We start from the raw sequence: 16,406 nt of genomic DNA on the forward strand, positions 1-16,406 counted from the left end.
ACCGACGCTGTCCTTCGACAGTGGGCATAGTCGCCTTGTCGCCGATTCGAGTCGACGCGAAAGGCTCGTGGCATCTTGGCTGGAGATGTCACGGCGGCCTGCCTCGACCGGTCCTACAGGGATGAGGTTCCCCTGCAATGCCGAGTGTCGGGGGAGCGAGCGGGGCGGAGGCACTGCACCGCCGAGCCGAAGCCGCCGAGCAAGGAACTGCCCGTCGATCAGCGTGCACCCGGAGGGCAGCACGGCTGGATCCCTCAGGCCGCGCCTGGGTCGGTGAGTGCGATGGCCGGATCACCATCGACGAACGCGCCGAACTTGCCGCGCAGCGCACGGAGAATGCCCAGTTCGAGGGGGCCAGCGGCGTACTGAGGACAGCCGCCGGCCGCCGCTGACGGACCTCCTGGACGAACTGCCCTGCGACTGGGAGCAGGGGCGATGCAGTCCGGCCCGATTTGCTTGTGTGGACGCGTAAGAAGCCAGAGGCCCAATGCGGTTGGGCGGCGAGCCTTGCGGGCGTACACCGATGAGGCGGAAGGGGCTGACGGCTATCCGTCCGTCGGCTCGACGTAGGTGCTGTCGAACCAGTCGATGAACTCGCGCACGGTACCGATCTTCGAGATCCGGGCGTGCAGGGCTCGCTGGTCGTGGCCGATGACGAACCAGCCGCTGGCCACCGGCTCTCCGCAGCCGCAGTAGCAGGTGCGGGCGCCGTGGGGGGAGTCGAAGTAGGTGATGGGGTTACGGGTCGTCTCGACAGGCGTGGGCTTGCCGACGTAAGCGTCGTAGACCTCGTCGCCCGGCGTGAGGTACCTGCCCTCGATCGCTTTGCGTCCTCCGGCCACGGGAACGAGGCTGTCGATCTCGATGGCCATGCGCACCTCGCCCTCGTGGGAGAGCAGGGCGTAACGCTCCTTCTCGGCGCGTTCCCCAAGGACCCAGCAGCCGCGGTTGGCGTGGAAGAGGGCTTCGTCATTCATGACCGGGTCGAAGCCGACGATGTTGCGGCCGAGCTGGTCCTCCTGCGGGTTGACGTACCGCCTTGAACCAAGGGTGATGTGAATCATGAACTGCCCCCAATAGGTGTATACCCAGGGCTCCCCGCCCTGCGGACTATCGAGATCCTGGCATGAGAGCGCGATACCTTCAACCCCCGGGACGCCAGCACTTCAAGTAGATCGAGTGATGCGGACTTCAGACACGCGCGAGTCACGTGGTACGGGCTTCGCGGCGCCTTGACCGCCGTTCGACGTGGTCGTGGTTCCAGGCCGGGAAGCTGGGGTGGCCCGGCTGCGACTTCGTGATGTGTGCGTGCCGGTCATGCTCGGGGCGCCCGAGGTCACGGCCCCTGTGGCATCCGTGTCAGGCAGGCCACGCCGGAGCTGGACCAGTCGAAGACGTCTGGAACGCGGACGTGTTCAGGTCGGCTTGTGGGGCGCGCAGCCCACGGGCGGCATCCCGCAACCCGCTGCGGGCCCCGGGCGCGGCCGGGCGCGACGAGGGGAGGGCAACGCAGGACTGCCGGCATGGGGCGGTCGGGCATGCAGGGGGATCCGAAGGTGTTTCACCCTGTGGTTTCGAGGGTGCTGAGGGCGGCGTCGAGGCGGCGGGCGGCTTCGTCGGCGACGGGCTGGAGGGCGGGCAGGCCGGTGAGGGTGACCATGACGCCGGGATCCAGGACCTGGACGGCGGTGCGGTCGCCGTCGGCGCGGACCACGACGTTGCAGGGCAGGAGGAGGCCGATGGTGCGGTCGGCGTCCAGGGCCTGGCGGGCGAGCGGCGGGTTGCAGGCGCCGAGGATCAGGTAGTCCTCCATGTCGTGGCCGAGTTTGGCCTTCAGGGTGGCGGTGACGTCGATCTCGGTGAGGATGCCGAAGCCCTGCGCGGCAAGGGCCTCACGTACGGCGGTGACGGCGGTGGCGAAGTCGGTGTCGAGGTGGACGGTCCGGTCGTAACGCATGGCGTCATCTCTCTTCCGGAGGTGCGTAGGCGGGCGGGCGGCGGGTAGCCGCCCTGTGTGAACGGGTTCACCATGCCGCCAAAAATACCCCCGGGGGTACCCGTGCTAGGCTCGAGATATACCCCCGGGGGTAAATGTCAGCCGAAAGGAGCAACCGCGTGTTCTTCATCGACACCATCGAGACCGAGGGTCTCGGAAACCGCAGCTACCTGGCGGGCGGCGCGCACACGGCGGTGGTGGTGGACCCGCCCCGCGACATCGACCGTGTCCTTGTGGCCGCTGCGGAGCGGGGCGTGCGGATATCGCACGTCGTGGAGACCCACGTCCACAACGACTACGTCACCGGCGGCCTGGACCTGGCCCGCCTGACCGGCGCCGCCTACCTCGTGCCCGCCGCCGCCCGCGTCGCCTTCACCCGCACACCGGTAGCCGACGGTGACACAGTGAGCGTGGACGAAGGCATCACGCTGCGGGCGATGGCGACCCCCGGCCACACCCCGCACCACACCTCCTACGTCCTGGAAGAGCAGGGGGCAGTGGCAGCGGTCTTCACCGGCGGGTCGCTCTTGATCGGTTCGGTGGGCCGCCCCGACCTGGTCGAGCCGAGGCTGACCGAACAGCTGGCCCGCGCCCAGCACGCCTCCGCCCACCGGCTGGCCACCGAGCTCCCCGACGAGACACCGGTACTGCCCACCCACGGCTTCGGCAGCTTCTGCTCCTCCTCCCAGTCCGAGGGCGACGCCACCACCATCGGCAAGGAGAAGACGGGCAACGACGCCCTGGTCAAGGACGTCGACTCCTTCGTCGCCGCCTTGCTGGCCGGCCTGGAGGACGTGCCCGCCTACTACGCCCACATGGGCCCGGCCAACGCCGACGGCCCCAACCCGGTGGACCTGACCGCACCCCCGCTGGCCGACGCCGCCGACATCGCCGAGCGCCTGGCCGCCGGGGAGTGGGTGGTGGACCTGCGCAACCGGATCGCGTTCGCCGAGGGCCACGTCGCGGGATCGTTCAACTTCGAGGCGGACGGCAAGATCGCCACCTACCTCGCCTGGATGATCCCCTGGGGCAAGCCCGTCACGCTGCTCGCGGAGTCACCCGCCCAGCTCGCCGCCGCCCAGCGTGAACTGGTCCGCGTCGGCATCGACCGCCCGGCCGCCGCCGCCACCGGCACCGTCCGCGACTGGATACCCGATGGCCACGCCCCGCGCTCCTTCCCCCGTGCCACCTTCGCCGAGCTCGCCGCCCAAGACCCCCGCCCGGACCTGGTCCTCGACGTGCGCCGGGACTCCGAACGCGCCACGGGCTGGATCGAAGGCTCCGTACACATCCCGATCCACCACCTCCACCGCCGCCTGGCCGACGTACCGGCAGGGACGGTCTGGGTGCACTGCGCGGGCGGAATGCGCGCGGGCATCGCAGCGTCCCTGCTCGACGCCGCGGGCCGCGACGTCGTCGCAGTCGACGACTCCTTCGACGCCGCAACCGACGTCGGCCTGCCCCTCACCACCGGCACCGGCACCGGCACCGGCAGCTGAACCGCAACACCGCAGCCACCCCCCTGCCCCCGACAATCGGAAGGAAGACGGATGTTCCTCTTCCGTCGCGGCACCGCCCGCGTCACCCCCGCCCAGGCCCGCCAGAACACCACCGACGGCGACGCCGTTCTCCTCGACGTACGCGAGCAGGTCGAGTGGAACGCCGGACACGCTCCCGGCGCCGTCCACATCCCGCTCTCCCGGCTGGTCACCGGCGCCGCTCTGCCCTCCGCCGCCGAGGGCCGGCCGCTGGTGGTGATCTGCCGCTCCGGGCACCGCTCCCGGCAGGCCGCCAAACTCCTGGCCGGGCGCGGAGCCGAGACCGTCGACGTCAGGGGCGGTATGAACGCCTGGGTGTCAGCCGGGCTGCCGGTCGTCGACGAACGCGGAAGCAGCGGCCGGATAGCGTGAGCACGCTCATACTCGCCCTCGCCGCCGGGGCCGTCATCGGCCTGGCTCTCGGGGCACTCGGCGGAGGCGGCAGTGTCCTGGCCGTGCCCGCCCTGATCTATCTCCTCGGCTTCACACCGGCCGCCGCCACCACCGCCTCACTGATCATCGTCACCGCCACCTCCGCGACCGCCCTCTACGCCCACGCCACATCCGGCAACGTCCGCTGGAAGACCGGCGTCCTGTTCGCGGCCGCCGGGATCGTCCCCGCGATCACCGCGGCCACCCTCGCCACCCGCCTGCCCGAAACGGTTCTGACCGCAGCGTTCGCCGCGATAGCCGCCCTCGCCGCCCTCGCCATGCTCAGAACCCCGGCCGCCAATCCGCAGCCCCAGCCGGTCCGGCCCGTACGGGCGGCAGGAGCGGGCGCCGGACTCGGGGCGGTCACCGGATTCCTCGGCGTCGGCGGCGGCTTCCTCGCCGTCCCCGCACTCGTAGGCGTCCTCGGACTGCGCATGCGCGCCGCGGTCGGCACCAGCCTGCTGGTCATCACCGTCAACTCCCTCGCCGCGCTCGCCGCCCGCGCCGGCACCAGCACGCCCCTGGACTGGGCGGTCATCGCCCCCTTCACCGGCGCCGCGATCCTCGGAGCCTGGGACGGCAAACGCCTCGCCGCCAAAATCTCCGGCCCCACCCTCCAACGGATCTTCGCGATCGTGCTCCTGGCCGTCGCCGCCCTCATGCTCACCGACGCCCTCCACTGACCCCTGCGCGACCCGTGGCGGAGCCCCGCCGCGACACCCCCGCCAATACCTCCCGGGGTAGCGCGTTGCCCACAATCGGGCATCACCGACAACTCAGGAAGGAACGCCTCACCGTGATCACGCCCCGCACCCTCGACGCCGACCAGGCCCACACCCGCCTGCACGAACTGATCGTCCTGGACGTCCGCACTCCCGGCGAATACGCCGCCGGCCACCTGCCCGGCGCCCTCAACATCCCGCTCGACCACCTGGACCGGGCCCTACCCGACATCCGTCACGCGGCCCAGCGCGGCGACATCCTCGTCGTCTGCGCTTCCGGCGCCCGCTCCGAGAACGCCTGCCACACTCTCGCCGCCCACGGCATCACCACCGCCACCCTCACCGGCGGCACGGGCGCCTGGGCCGCACACGGCCACGCCCTCCACCACCCCGACGGCGCCCGGCGTACCGCCTGGAGCATGGAACGCCAGGTCCGCCTCACCGCCGGCGCCGTCGTCCTGACCGGCCTCGCCTTGGGCCGCCTGCGCCCCGCATTCCGCCTCGCCTCCGCCGGCATCGCCGGCGGCCTGGCCTTCTCCGCCGTCACCAACACCTGCGGCATGGCCGCCCTCCTCGCCAAACTCCCCCACAACCGCCCCCACCAAGGCGACCTCGATGCCGCCCTCGCCGCCCTCCGCAACCACTGACCCCCACCCGGCCGGATACCCCCTGGGGTACCATGAGGTGAGAGTAGACAAGGCCAGGAGGCAACCGGTGAAAGTCGACGACGACGCAGTCAAAGCAGTCCTCAACCGCCTGCGCCGCGCCCAAGGCCAGCTCGCCGGCGTCATCGCCATGATCGAAGCCGGCCGCGACTGCAAGGACGTCGTCACACAGCTCGCCGCCGTCTCCAAGGCCCTGGACCGCGCGGGCTTCAAAATCGTCGCCAGCGGCATGCGCCAGTGCATGACCAACGCCGATGCGAACCAGGCCCCCATGACCGAGGAAGAACTCGAAAAGCTCTTCCTCGCCCTCGCCTGACAGCGTCGGCCCGAACGGCCCGGCCGCCACCGCGAACCGGGCCGTCCGCGTGCCCGCACCGGCCATGGCGCAGTGTCGCGCCCCGCCCTCCGCCCCGAGCGCGTCAACCGCCGCAGAATCTCACCAAGCCCTGCTAGTGACCGTAGTCTGAGGTCTGGCGTTAGTTCGGCATGAGTCGTCCTGGTCCGAAGATTCCACCGTTGCCGGTAACCGATGCCCAGCAGGCTGTGGTGGAGGGATGCGTGTGTCGTCGTACAACGGTCCAGGCGCCGGCTCGGCGGTCGCGGAACGTGCTGGAGTACGCGGACGGGCACTCGATCATGGAGGTGTCGCGTCGACGCTTGGCTGGCGAGACTGCCATCGACTGCACGAACCTGGTCGACTACACGACCGGACACACCGAGGAACGTGGTGACGGGTCGCGGCCGCTTGTGCGGTAGCGGCTCACGTGGTTGTGGCCAGAAAAACCCAGGGCTCTGAGAATTCTGACGTGGGCTGACGCAAGACCGCGAACGCGTACCGCCCTCGTTGACCGGGAGAGAAATATGACCATCAAGGACATCGGGCCGGAACCTCAAAGCTTCAACCTCGAGAAGGCAACGCTCGAGAACGCGAACTACCGCGCGGTCGCCTGGTCCGGGAAGTACCTTCAGCTGACCCTCATGTCGATCCCTGTGGGTGCGGACATCGGCTTGGAAGCCCACCCGGAGACCGACCAATTCCTACGACTCGACGCAGGCCGGGGCCGCGTCCAGATGGGCCGCACGAAGGAGCGACTCGACTTCGACGGGGAGGTCGAGGACGGCTGGGCAATCTTCGTGCCCGCCGGCACTTGGCACAACGTCACCAACATCGGTGACGAGCCCCTGCAGCTCTACGCCGTGTACGCACCGGTCCACCACGCACCGGGCAAGACCCAGGCGACAGCCGCCGACGCGGAGCGCGAGGAGGACTCAGGCGACGACGAGCCGCCAAGCTGGTCGGTCCAGCCTGCCCAGCAGCCATCGGACAAGCACGCCTGACAGCGAGGACCCCATCGCGACAGAGGAGACGTGCCCCTCGGTGCCTTCGGCGCGGAGCCCGCAGGCCAGCCCGCGGGTGGCGGCCGGGTCGTCGAGGAGGGAGGCGATCGGCTTGCCGAGCAGATCGACCGAGGGCATGTGCTGACGAAAACGGGTCGGACGGTCGCCGCGTGGATGTGTTCCGGGAGATCCACCGAAGACGCGGATTCAAGGGCCTCGCCATTTCCGCGCCGTCAGCCGGCAGCGGGGAGGTCCCGCAGTCGGTCGCGGAATTCGCGGACGGCCGGCACTGCGGCGTGCGGCCCGGCTCGCCGCCGTCTCCAAAGCCCTGGACCGCGCGGGCTTCAAAATCGTCGCCAGCGGCATGCGCCAGTGCATGACCAACGCCGACGCGAACCAGGCCCCCATGACCGAGGAAGAACTCGAAAAGCTCGCCCTCGCCCTCGCCTGACAGCGCCGGCCCGAACGGCCCGGCCTCCGCGGGCCGAGCCCTTTCGCGGGCAGCCTGCGGCCGAACCCAGCGCCACCACGCCACCCTTTCAATGCTCCCGCGCGCGACGATGCCCTGCGCCGTAGCGGTCACCGGGCTGGCGCAAGCCCCGGCCACGCCACCCACGAAAGCGCGCCCCGGGGTGAAAACCGTCGGCCGCACTCGATACCGTGATCACGGTGACCAAGCCTCAGAAGGACCGAGTACAAGACAGCGACGACCGCGGACTGTCGGCGTGGGCATTCGCCGCGCTGCTGCTGGCCGCCTTCGCCGTCGTAGCCGTATGCGCGCTGATCGGCGGTTGGCCAGGACTGGTAGGCATCGCCGTCGCCGCGATCGTCCTGATCGCCTTCGCCGCCTACCGCCTGTAGAGCACACGGTCCTTGCCCCCATTGACCAGGCCCCTGCACCGGGACAGCACGGGGGCAGGCTGGGGTCAGCGAGCGTTTTCAGCTTCGCCACTCCAGAGTGACGCCGCGGCCCTCGCTTGAGCCTGGAAGCTCCTCGGCTGGGCCCGCCGGGCACGGTGGGTTGTCTGTGAAAAGTCGCGTGCGGTCACTTTGCTGAGGGGCCGGTCCTGCGCTTCGGGGCGGACGGTGATTGTGGGGAGGGATGGAACGCATGCTCGAAGTACCATCCCTGCAAGGTTCTCCGGCCGGTACTTCCCAACCTCCGCAGTGGCGTAGTCGGACGGGGACATCCTTGTAGAGAGGACAGAGGGCATAGGGCGATGAGTGTGGCTGAGAGTTGGTCGCGTGTGATGAGCCTTCTTCGGGAGCACGCGTCGGCCGATCACGCGGATCTGCCGGGGCCCGCTACGGAGCAGATGCTCGCGGCAGCCGAGGAACGGATGGGGGTCTCCCTTCATGGGGACCTGCGGACGTGGCTGGTGCAGAACAATCTGGATCTGCCGGAGGAAGACCTCGACGACGACGTGATGTGCTGCGGCTTCGACGGGTTCCCCGACGAGGGAAGCTTTTTTCTGGGCATCCGGGCGATGGAGAGGCTCTACGCCAACCATCCCCTGTCCAGTGGGAGCGAATGGCGCGAGGAGTGGATCCCGTTCCTGTCGGATCAGGATGCCTGGATGGGGCTGTTCATCGATGTGACGGACGGACGTATCGGCAGGTGGTTCGTGAGTAAGCCAACGACCACCGGCGAGTACGCGTCACTGGCTCACTACTTCGACTTCGTGGCGGAGATGCTGACGAGGATCGGCGCAGGAGACTATCCGATCTGTTCCGTTGCCGAAGGGCGACTTGTCTGGTCGTGAGACGGTTCCCACCGTATGACGGCCATCGCCAATCCGTCCTCACCCTGGAACGGCAAGGAGACGCATCAGCGTTGACGTTCCAGGGTGAGGACGGCTGCGGCGATGACGGTCATCCGGTTGGGCTGCAGCGGGCCCGGCGCAGGATCTGCCAGGACTTGAGTCGCGCGATGCTGCGTTCGACCGGTGCTCGTGCCGCTGACAGGGCTCGGTTGACCGTCTGCTGGGTTGTGGTGAGGTCTTGGCCGGGAAGCCGTCTGATGGGTGTGGTCACCCAGGGGCCGGCCCCGATGTAGGCGCGGTCGGCGAGCACGGGGACGCCCTGGCGTTCGCAGATCCGGATGATGCGGTGGGTGCGGGCCGCGGTCAGGTCATGGGTGCGGCCGGGCAGCGCGGGTGAGATCCGCAGCAGGTTGCCGGTGGGATCGGCCACGACCTGCACGTTCACGCTGTGACGGCGTTGCTTCTGGGAGAAGTCGGCCCGGCTGTCGCCGACTCGGTCGCACTCGGCGAGCGTCCCGTCGAGCAGGACGTGATCAGGATCCGTCTCGCGCAGGACCCGCAGCAGACCGGGTGCCCGGCGGGACAGGTGGTTGACGACGGCCGTGACGTAGGCGTGGGCGGTCCCGACGGATATGCCGAAGCCGGCGGCGATCTGCGCGAGCGTCTCGTGCCGGCGCAGGTAGACCAGGCCGACGAGGGCGCGCTGGTGGGGCGGGAGCTTGCAGCGTCGGTCACCCTCACGGGTGACGATGAGCATCGATACCAACTCGACCAATGTATGAGGCAGGTCGAGTGCGGAAGGACGGGGAACCAACGAGGCTCCTGTGCTGTTGAGTTGAGACGTCGAGCATCTCTCTCAACGGCACGGGAGCCTCGTGGGTTGCGGGACGCTGGCCCGCCACCCGATCAGTGGCCACTCTGAAAGAGCTCAGTGACTGGCGAGTTCGCCGGTGAGCTTGCCGTGGAGGTCGGCGCTGGCGTCGTTGAGGCCGATGATCTCCACGGATTTGCCGCGCTGGGCGTACTTGGTTTCGATCGCGTCCAAGGCGGCGACCGAGGAGGCATCCCAGATGTGCGCGGCGGACAGGTCGATGACGACGGTCTTCGGGTCGGCCGTGTAGTTGAACTGGCCGACGAGGTCGTCGGAGGAGGCGAAGAATAGCTCCCCGGTCACCGTGTAGACCACGCTGGTGCCGTCGGGGGCGGTGACGGCGGTGACTTCCGCGAGGTGGGCGACGCGCTTGGCGAAGATGACCATCGCGGTGACCGAGCCGGCGACGACGCCGATGGCGAGGTTGTGGGTGGCCACGACGCAGGCGACGGTGACGACCATGACGGTGATCTCCCCGGCCGGCATCCGCTTGAGGGTCTTGGGGGCGATGGAGTGCCAGTCGAAGGTGGCGAAGCAGACCATGACCATGACGGCGACGAGGGCGGCCATGGGGATGTCGGAGACGACCGGGCCGAAGACGATGCACAGCACCATCAGGAATACCCCCGCCAGGAAGGTCGACAGGCGGGTGCGGGCGCCGGACACCTTCACGTTGATCATCGTCTGGCCGATCATGGCGCAGCCGCCCATGCCGCCGAAGAACCCGGTGACGATGTTGGCGATGCCCTGGCCGATGGACTCGCGGGTCTTGGAGGAGTGGGTGTCGGTGATCTCGTCGACGAGCTTGGCCGTCATCAGCGACTCCATGAGGCCGACCAGCGCCATCGCGAAAGCGTACGGGGCGATCGTGGTCAGGGTGTCCACGGTGAACGGGACGTCGGGCAGGCCGGGCACGGGCAGCGAGGACGGCAGCGCCCCCTTGTCGCCCACGGTCGGGACCGCGATGCCGGCCGCGACGGTGATCACGGTCAGGATGACGATCGAGACCAGCGGCGCCGGGATCACGGTGGTGACCTTCGGGAAGAACACCATCAGCGCGAGTCCGGCCGCGATCAGCGGATACACCGGCCAGGGCACGTCGTGCATTTCGGGGACCTGGGCCATGAAGATCAGGATCGCGAGGGAGTTGACGAAGCCGACCATCACTGAACGCGGGATGAACCGCATCAGCTTCGCGACCCCGATGGCGCCGAGCGCGATCTGGAAGACACCGGCCAGGATGACCGCGGCGACCAGGTAGCCGAAGCCGTGCTCCCGGTTCAGCGGCGCGATCACCAGGGCGACGGCGCCGGTGGCGGCGGAGATCATCGCGCGGCGGCCGCCGACGATGGAGATGACCACGGCCATGGTGAATGAGGCGAACAGGCCGACCGCCGGGTCGACCCCGGCGATGATCGAGAATGAGATCGCCTCCGGAATAAGGGCGAGCGCGACGACCAGGCCTGCGAGGACCTCGGTGCGCCACACCTTGGGGTCGGAGAGCCAGTCCGGGCGCAGGTCGCGCAGCCGAGATCCGGGAGAAGACTGGGCGGAGACAGAAGACAAGGGATCGGGAACCTGTCGTTCGGGCACACCCTGCCCTGGCAGGCCGGGGCTGTGCGGCAGGACGCGGGAAGGCCGGGCGGGCATTCCGCGGACGACCCGCACGAGCGGGCCGGAAGCAGAAGGGAGACGAAGCGGGGCCTCGCCAAGGGCGTGGCCGGGCCGTACCTCAGAGGTGAAGCGTCACGGCGGGCAGGCGGCGGCGCTGGGCGTCATGGGCTCGCGCACGCTTCTCTCCTGCAAGAGTCGGATCTTCCACGGGGACTCCATCGACCCCGACACAGTCACAGCGGCACCGCGGCAGGCCGCCCTCACTGCCAACGACTCTACCCTAACGTTAGAGTAGAGATCGGTGAGGCGGTGCGGACGCGTCCGCCTGGACGAGACGGACCAGAGGATCACGGGCGTGGACGATAGGCACATGCAGATCGGTGAGGTCGCCACACGGACCGAGCTGTCCCTGCGCACCATCCGGCACTACGAGGAGACCGGTCTGGTCACCCCCTCGGCACGCTCACAGGGCGGCTTCCGGCTCTACACCGAGACCGACGTCGCCCGCCTGATGGTCATCCGCCGGATGAAGCCGCTCGGGTTCACCCTCGATCAAATGCGCGACCTTCTGGACGCTACCGACCGCCTGGATGCCGGTGACGGCCTCGACGGCGACGAGCGCAAAGTCCTCCTCGAGCGTGTACGCGCGTACGAACAGGCCGCCACCGAGCAGGTCGGCAAGCTGCGAGTGCAGCTCGCCCGGGCGGAAGATTTCGCCGCCACCTTGCGCGGACGCCTCCACCCCATCCCCGCGCCATAAGCCGCCAAACGGTGAAGGAGGCTCCCGTGCCGCAGTCGCGCTGGAGGATGTGGCGGACGGTGCACGACCCCGGTTGCCCTGTGCGGGTCCACCGCAGAGGTCCCAACGGTGTGGAGGTCGCTTTGCGCGGCGAGATCCGCGCCCAGGACGCCCCGCTCGTCGGATCCGCGCTGGCCCGTCTGGCGGACGATGCCCCGCCGCACATCCGTATCGATCTCGGGCACGCCGGCGAGCTGAATGCGACCACCGGCGGGGCGGCGTTCTTCCCCCTGCTGGCCCGGGCCCGCCTGCACGGCACCGTCGTCATCGTCCACCACGCCTCGACCCGTACCCGTGCGAAGCTCCGCGAACTGGGCCTGGACCACTGCGTGGCCTGCCCCGACACCTCCCCCTGACCGTGGGCCGAGAACTCGGGACGGGGCCGGGGAGGGAAGGCAGGGCTGGCGCTCACGCCCAGAGGGTTTTGGCGAGGCCGAGCCCTCCGCTGCCCAGGAGCCCCGTATGAGCCACTACCCTCGCACCGGCCGCGCCGATCCGAGTCCGGCGGGCGCTCGCTGCCCCGGCTCGCCGCTCTTCGTTGCGGGCCTGATTCTCACCATCACCGGCGTCGCCCTCTACACGCTGCCCAGGGAACGGCCGGGGCTCATCCCGCCGGATCACTGCCCCTGGCCGCGGTCGCCGCCTGGTGGTCCGCCTCCCGCCAGAGCTGATCACAACCCCGCACCGATGTGATCATGCCAAGGGCGCGAGGCAGACATCCGGCCCTGCTCTGGATACGGTGTAAGGAACGCGTCAAGAGTGTGGCGCGCGGTGTGCCGGGAAGTCTGGTCGGCGTCCTGGGGGCAGTGCGCCCTCGTCGCCCCCGACACCCGAAGGCCACCGACATGCCCGCCGACCCGCACGAACCCTCCTCCTCTTCCCGGTCACCGCTGTTCGGGGTCCTGCCCTGGCCCGAGCGCACCGCCATCGCCGGCGCGCTGCGGACCGAGACGGTGGGCGGGATGGTTCTCCTCGCCGCAGCCGTGATCGCCCTGGTGTGGGCCAACAGCCCCCTGTTCGGCGCGTATGAGGCGGTGCGGGACTTCCACTTCGGTATCCCCGCCCTGGGCCTGGTACCTGTCGGTGCAGCACTGGGCAGCGGACGGCCTCCTCGCGATCTTCTTCCTCGTCGCGGGAATTGAGCTGAAGCGCGAACTCGTCGTCGGTGAGCTCCGCACCCCGGCCACTGCTGTACTGCCCGTCGTCGCCGCCATCTGTGGGATGGCCGTCCCGGCCGCCGTCTACCTGACCATCGTCTCGGCGGGTGGCGGGAGCCCGGGCGGGTGGGCGGTGCCGATGGCCACGGACATCGCCTTCGCGCTCGCCGTCCTCGCCGTCATCTCCACTCACCTGCCCGCTGCTCTGAGGGCGTTCCTCCTGACCCTGGCCGTCGTCGATGACCTCGGTGCGATCCTGGTGATCGCCGTGTTCTTCACCGCCGACCTCAACCTCTGGGCCCTCGCTGCGGCCTTCACCGGGCTCGCTGTCTTCTACCTGCTCCAGCGGTTCCGGGTTCGCGGCTGGTGGTGGTACGTCCCCCTTGGGCTGGCGATCTGGGGGCTGATGTACAACAGCGGGGTCCACGCCACCGTCGCCGGCGTCGCCATGGGCCTGATTCTCCGCCCCCAGCGCGACCCCGCACGCGGCCACCGCCCGGCCGAGACCGCCTCCCCCGGCGAGCGGACCGCGCATCTCCTGCGCCCGGTGTCCGCCGGGATCGCGGTGCCGCTGTTCGCGCTCTTCGCCGCGGGCGTGGCCCTCTCCGGGCCCGCGCTCGGCGCGGTGTTCACCCAGGCCGAACCCCTCGGCGTCGTCCTCGGCCTCGTCCTCGGCAAAACGGTCGGGGTGTTCGCCGGTACCTATCTGACTGCCCGGTTCACCCGGGCCCGTCTCAACCCCGACCTGGCCTGGGCCGACATCCTCGCCTTGGCTGTGCTCGCCGGGATCGGGTTCACCGTCGCCCTCCTCATCGGCGAACTCGCCTTCACCGACCCGACCACAACCGAGCACATCAAGGCCGCCGTCCTCGTCGGCTCCCTCATCGCCGCCGCCCTCGCGGCCCTCCTGGTCCGACGCCGCAACACGATCTACCGACGCCTGTACGAGGAGGAGAACCTCGACGCGGACAACGACGGGATACCCGACATCTACCAGCGCGGCCCTGTCGCAGGGACCGACGGCACCGTTGACCGTGCAGGAGGGCAGCACACCTGATGTCCAGCGATGCCTCACTGCCAGGCACCCGCTGCCGGCGCCGTCTCGGACACCTCCACCGCGCTCCAGCATCCGCGGCCAATGGTCACCTCTGCTGGGCAGTGGCGGGCTCGGGCCTGCTCGCCGGGGCACTCTCCGCCTTCCCCACCGCCCGCAACGTCCCTGCCGCCGCACCCCCACCGCCCCGAGCAGGAGCAGACCATGTCTGAACGCCGGATCGGACGAGTAATGGCTCTCATCGGCGCACCTCTCACCCTGGCCGGAGTGGCGTTGTACTTCCTGCCCGGACCCGGCTTCCCCATCCTCGTCATCGGCTTGGCCCTACTTGTCACCGGCCTCGCCATGGCCGCAGCCGGCCACCGCTGACTCTCCACCCCCAAGCCCGCACCACGAACGACAGGAATCACGACGATGAGCTGGGAATGGATCGGGTGGCGTGGCCGCCCGGCGGCAGGACGGCCCCTTCCGGACGAGCCAGTGGATGCGCCCGCCCCACACGCCACGCCGCTTCCCCGCCCCATCTCGCTATCCGTCGAGTTCGAGGGCAGCGAGCCGATCGCCGAGGCCCGGCGACTGACCCGCGCCTTCCTCGCCGACGTGCAATCCGTCCACGGCCTGCCGGTCTCTCACCGTGCCCGGGACATGATCGAGCTGGTCGTCAGCGAGCTGGTCACCAACACCCGCAAATACGCGCCCGGCCCCAGCCTGCTCATCCTCGAAGTCCGCGACGGCTGCGTGAACGTGGCTGTCTGGGACAGCAATCCCGCGCTACCCGCGATCCTGCCTCCCGACCCCGCCCGGGTGGGACAGCACGGTCTGGAGATCATCATGGCCGCGGCACTGACCCTTCAAATCCACCGCGAACCCGTCGGCAAGCGGATTACAGCGTCCATCGAACTGGCCCACGGGCCGAACACCGACGCCGCAGACCGAGAACGCTGAGATTGGGTCCGGCAGGTTCTGGACCCGGACCAAGCGATACCCGCCAAGGAGGAGGCCCCTTCTTTCGGTGATCAAGCTCCTGACCGACTCCGCATGCACTGTGCACCGCGCGAAGACAGGGATCATCGAGACCGGCTCCGGCACCGCAAGCTCGGCCCACCGAGGCTGCGTAGGTCGCAGCAGGCTCACGGCGACAAAGCCAGGGGACTCCCGCCGCAGAAGGCCTACACGGTGACACGGCTCACCGTGGAGCTGCACCACGTCTGGCCCTGGCCTCAGTGGCTGATCGGGCTACGCCTACCTGCCGAACCTGGCAGGGTGGGTGTAGCCCGATGAGTTGTTAGCCCGCGGTAGTTGCGAGCGTGATATCCGCCACCGAGATGAACGGGTCTGCCGCATCCACTAGGCCGCGCATACAGTGTTGATCACCAGCTTCTAACGATCTTCGGATGGCCCATGGTCGACCACTGGACCGCCACCCCATACCCACCAGCGATCATCAGCGACCTCCAACGCCCGCCGAAGTCGTTACTGGTCGCTCCGATCCTCCCGAGTGCCGACAACAGGCACCAGCGGACAACGGACATAAGTGAAAGACCCTCATAAGCTCTCCGGCAGCCCCGCCCTCGTCGACGCCCATGTGGACAAGGCGCTTGACAAGGCCCTGAAGCCCGCAGGCTGACACGCTCCGGACATACAGAAGGCACTGGCCCCCAGCGAAGGATCTCGCTGGGGGCCAGTGCCTTGTTGACGGGCCGCGTAGGTCCGGTGTCCGCCACCGGCCGTCCCCTCGTTAGAGGGAGGGCCGGATCGTGAGGCGTGCTTGGGAGGATTCCGGCAGGACGCGACGCGGAACCGGTGCCTCGCAGACGAGGCCTGCGGCGAAGACTGCGACCAAGTCGTGCGGTGTGGACGTGCTGAACGCGGCAACCCACAGGTAGGGACCGCTGGCTTCCGGCTGGGACCAGGCCTGCCAGCCGGGCATGTCGGGGCGGGGGTCCTGGTCCTGGATCCCGTCCGGGAGCGGCGCCCGGGTCATGCATGCCGTGAAGGACTTGTCCCAGAGGGTGAAGGCCGGGTCGTCCACGTCCCCGTGCCAGCCTCCGGCCACCAGCGCTTCGGGAACGGCCTCGGGCCCGTCGAAGCCCCACGTCGGCTCCGTACGGGCGGCAACGGCGAGGGCGAAGGCGGCAACAGCTTCGTAGGGCACACCGCGGGTGAAGTAGGCCGTCCAGTTCACCGTGGCACGTGAGGTGTCCTCGCGTGCGGAGATCTCCCAGGCGACGGGTAGGTCGGCCAGTTCCGTGGTGAGAGGGTCGGCCATGACCCATTCGGCGCAGCGGAGTTGGTCGGGGCTCGCGTGGAAAAGCGTCCGGCGGGCCGTTACCCAGTACGACCATCCGGCGCCGACGAGTTCGTCTCCCACCTGCTCAGCCAGCGCGCTGTCGTCGCCGGCCAGGTGTCGCGGGCTGACCCAGAGCACGTCGGGACTCGGAAGGTCTGCGGGCAGTT

Annotated in this window: 16 protein-coding genes and 3 pseudogenes; 14 read left to right on the forward strand and 5 right to left on the reverse strand. The window is 69.3% G+C overall.

Going from position 1 to position 16,406, the window contains the following annotated elements:
• Positions 1-545: 545 nt before the first annotated feature.
• Both OG435_RS08515 and OG435_RS08520 read right to left on the reverse strand, forming a co-directional pair.
• The gene (locus tag OG435_RS08515) at positions 546-1,064 is read right to left on the reverse strand and encodes a hypothetical protein (RefSeq protein ID WP_266876215.1); all 519 of its coding nucleotides are present in this window, start codon (positions 1,062-1,064) and stop codon (positions 546-548) included.
• A 497-nt stretch (positions 1,065-1,561) separates the two neighbouring features.
• Entirely contained in the window at positions 1,562-1,957 is a 396-nt protein-coding gene (locus OG435_RS08520; RefSeq protein ID WP_266876216.1) for a DUF302 domain-containing protein, read from the reverse strand.
• Positions 1,958-2,115: 158 nt separating this feature from the next.
• Between OG435_RS08520 and OG435_RS08525 the strand changes: the two genes are divergently transcribed.
• From OG435_RS08525 to OG435_RS08565, 9 genes and pseudogenes are all read left to right on the forward strand, one after another.
• The gene (locus OG435_RS08525) at positions 2,116-3,495 is read left to right on the forward strand and encodes an MBL fold metallo-hydrolase (protein WP_266876217.1); all 1,380 of its coding nucleotides are present in this window, start codon (positions 2,116-2,118) and stop codon (positions 3,493-3,495) included.
• A gap of 51 nt (positions 3,496-3,546) precedes the next feature.
• Entirely contained in the window at positions 3,547-3,906 is a 360-nt protein-coding gene (locus OG435_RS08530; protein ID WP_266876218.1) for a rhodanese-like domain-containing protein, read from the forward strand.
• On the forward strand, positions 3,903-4,649 hold the full coding sequence (locus tag OG435_RS08535) for a sulfite exporter TauE/SafE family protein (protein WP_266876219.1): 747 nt from the start codon (positions 3,903-3,905) through the stop codon (positions 4,647-4,649). Before OG435_RS08530 ends, OG435_RS08535 begins: the two co-directional genes overlap by 4 nt.
• Before the next feature lie 113 nt (positions 4,650-4,762).
• The gene (locus OG435_RS08540; RefSeq protein WP_266876220.1) at positions 4,763-5,335 is read left to right on the forward strand and encodes a rhodanese-like domain-containing protein; all 573 of its coding nucleotides are present in this window, start codon (positions 4,763-4,765) and stop codon (positions 5,333-5,335) included.
• 67 nt (positions 5,336-5,402) lie between these two features.
• Complete coding sequence (locus OG435_RS08545; RefSeq protein WP_266876221.1) at positions 5,403-5,669, forward strand: metal-sensitive transcriptional regulator; 267 nt, start codon at positions 5,403-5,405, stop codon at positions 5,667-5,669.
• Positions 5,670-6,214: 545 nt separating this feature from the next.
• Positions 6,215-6,691: a cupin domain-containing protein gene (locus OG435_RS08550; RefSeq protein ID WP_266876222.1), complete on the forward strand. Its 477-nt coding sequence runs from the start codon at positions 6,215-6,217 to the stop codon at positions 6,689-6,691.
• A 304-nt stretch (positions 6,692-6,995) separates the two neighbouring features.
• Positions 6,996-7,142: pseudogene (locus tag OG435_RS08555) on the forward strand (metal-sensing transcriptional repressor); the annotation flags it as partial.
• A 218-nt stretch (positions 7,143-7,360) separates the two neighbouring features.
• On the forward strand, positions 7,361-7,552 hold the full coding sequence (locus OG435_RS08560) for a hypothetical protein (RefSeq protein ID WP_266876223.1): 192 nt from the start codon (positions 7,361-7,363) through the stop codon (positions 7,550-7,552).
• A 359-nt stretch (positions 7,553-7,911) separates the two neighbouring features.
• Positions 7,912-8,454 carry an SMI1/KNR4 family protein gene (locus tag OG435_RS08565; protein ID WP_266876224.1) on the forward strand — a complete coding sequence of 181 codons (543 nt, stop codon included), beginning with the start codon at positions 7,912-7,914 and terminating at the stop codon, positions 8,452-8,454.
• Between the two features lie 65 nt (positions 8,455-8,519).
• Here OG435_RS08565 and OG435_RS08570 read toward each other — a convergent pair.
• Both OG435_RS08570 and OG435_RS08575 read right to left on the reverse strand, forming a co-directional pair.
• Positions 8,520-9,268: pseudogene (locus OG435_RS08570) on the reverse strand (transposase).
• A 114-nt stretch (positions 9,269-9,382) separates the two neighbouring features.
• Complete coding sequence (locus OG435_RS08575; RefSeq protein ID WP_266876225.1) at positions 9,383-10,891, reverse strand: SulP family inorganic anion transporter; 1,509 nt, start codon at positions 10,889-10,891, stop codon at positions 9,383-9,385.
• Positions 10,892-11,294: 403 nt separating this feature from the next.
• On the opposite strand from OG435_RS08575, the gene OG435_RS08580 reads away from it, so the two are divergent.
• The 5 genes and pseudogenes from OG435_RS08580 (at position 11,295) to OG435_RS08600 (ending at position 14,894) form a co-directional block, all read left to right on the forward strand.
• Positions 11,295-11,699, forward strand: coding sequence for a MerR family transcriptional regulator (locus OG435_RS08580; protein ID WP_266876226.1), 405 nt, complete (start codon positions 11,295-11,297; stop codon positions 11,697-11,699).
• A 110-nt stretch (positions 11,700-11,809) separates the two neighbouring features.
• Entirely contained in the window at positions 11,810-12,094 is a 285-nt protein-coding gene (locus tag OG435_RS08585; RefSeq protein WP_266876227.1) for an STAS domain-containing protein, read from the forward strand.
• A gap of 489 nt (positions 12,095-12,583) precedes the next feature.
• Positions 12,584-13,952, forward strand: a pseudogene (gene nhaA, locus OG435_RS08590) (Na+/H+ antiporter NhaA).
• 201 nt (positions 13,953-14,153) lie between these two features.
• Positions 14,154-14,318 (forward strand): PGPGW domain-containing protein, encoded by a 165-nt coding sequence (locus tag OG435_RS08595; RefSeq protein WP_266876228.1) that lies wholly within the window; start codon positions 14,154-14,156, stop codon positions 14,316-14,318.
• Positions 14,319-14,363: 45 nt separating this feature from the next.
• Positions 14,364-14,894 (forward strand): ATP-binding protein, encoded by a 531-nt coding sequence (locus OG435_RS08600; protein ID WP_266876229.1) that lies wholly within the window; start codon positions 14,364-14,366, stop codon positions 14,892-14,894.
• 793 nt (positions 14,895-15,687) lie between these two features.
• Here the strand turns inward: OG435_RS08600 and OG435_RS08605 are convergent.
• Complete coding sequence (locus OG435_RS08605) at positions 15,688-16,377, reverse strand: DUF317 domain-containing protein (RefSeq protein ID WP_266876230.1); 690 nt, start codon at positions 16,375-16,377, stop codon at positions 15,688-15,690.
• Between the last annotated feature and the right edge of the window lie 29 nt (positions 16,378-16,406).

Origin of the sequence: Streptomyces sp. NBC_01264, from assembly GCF_026340675.1 — a bacterium.
GTDB lineage: Bacteria > Actinomycetota > Actinomycetes > Streptomycetales > Streptomycetaceae > Streptomyces.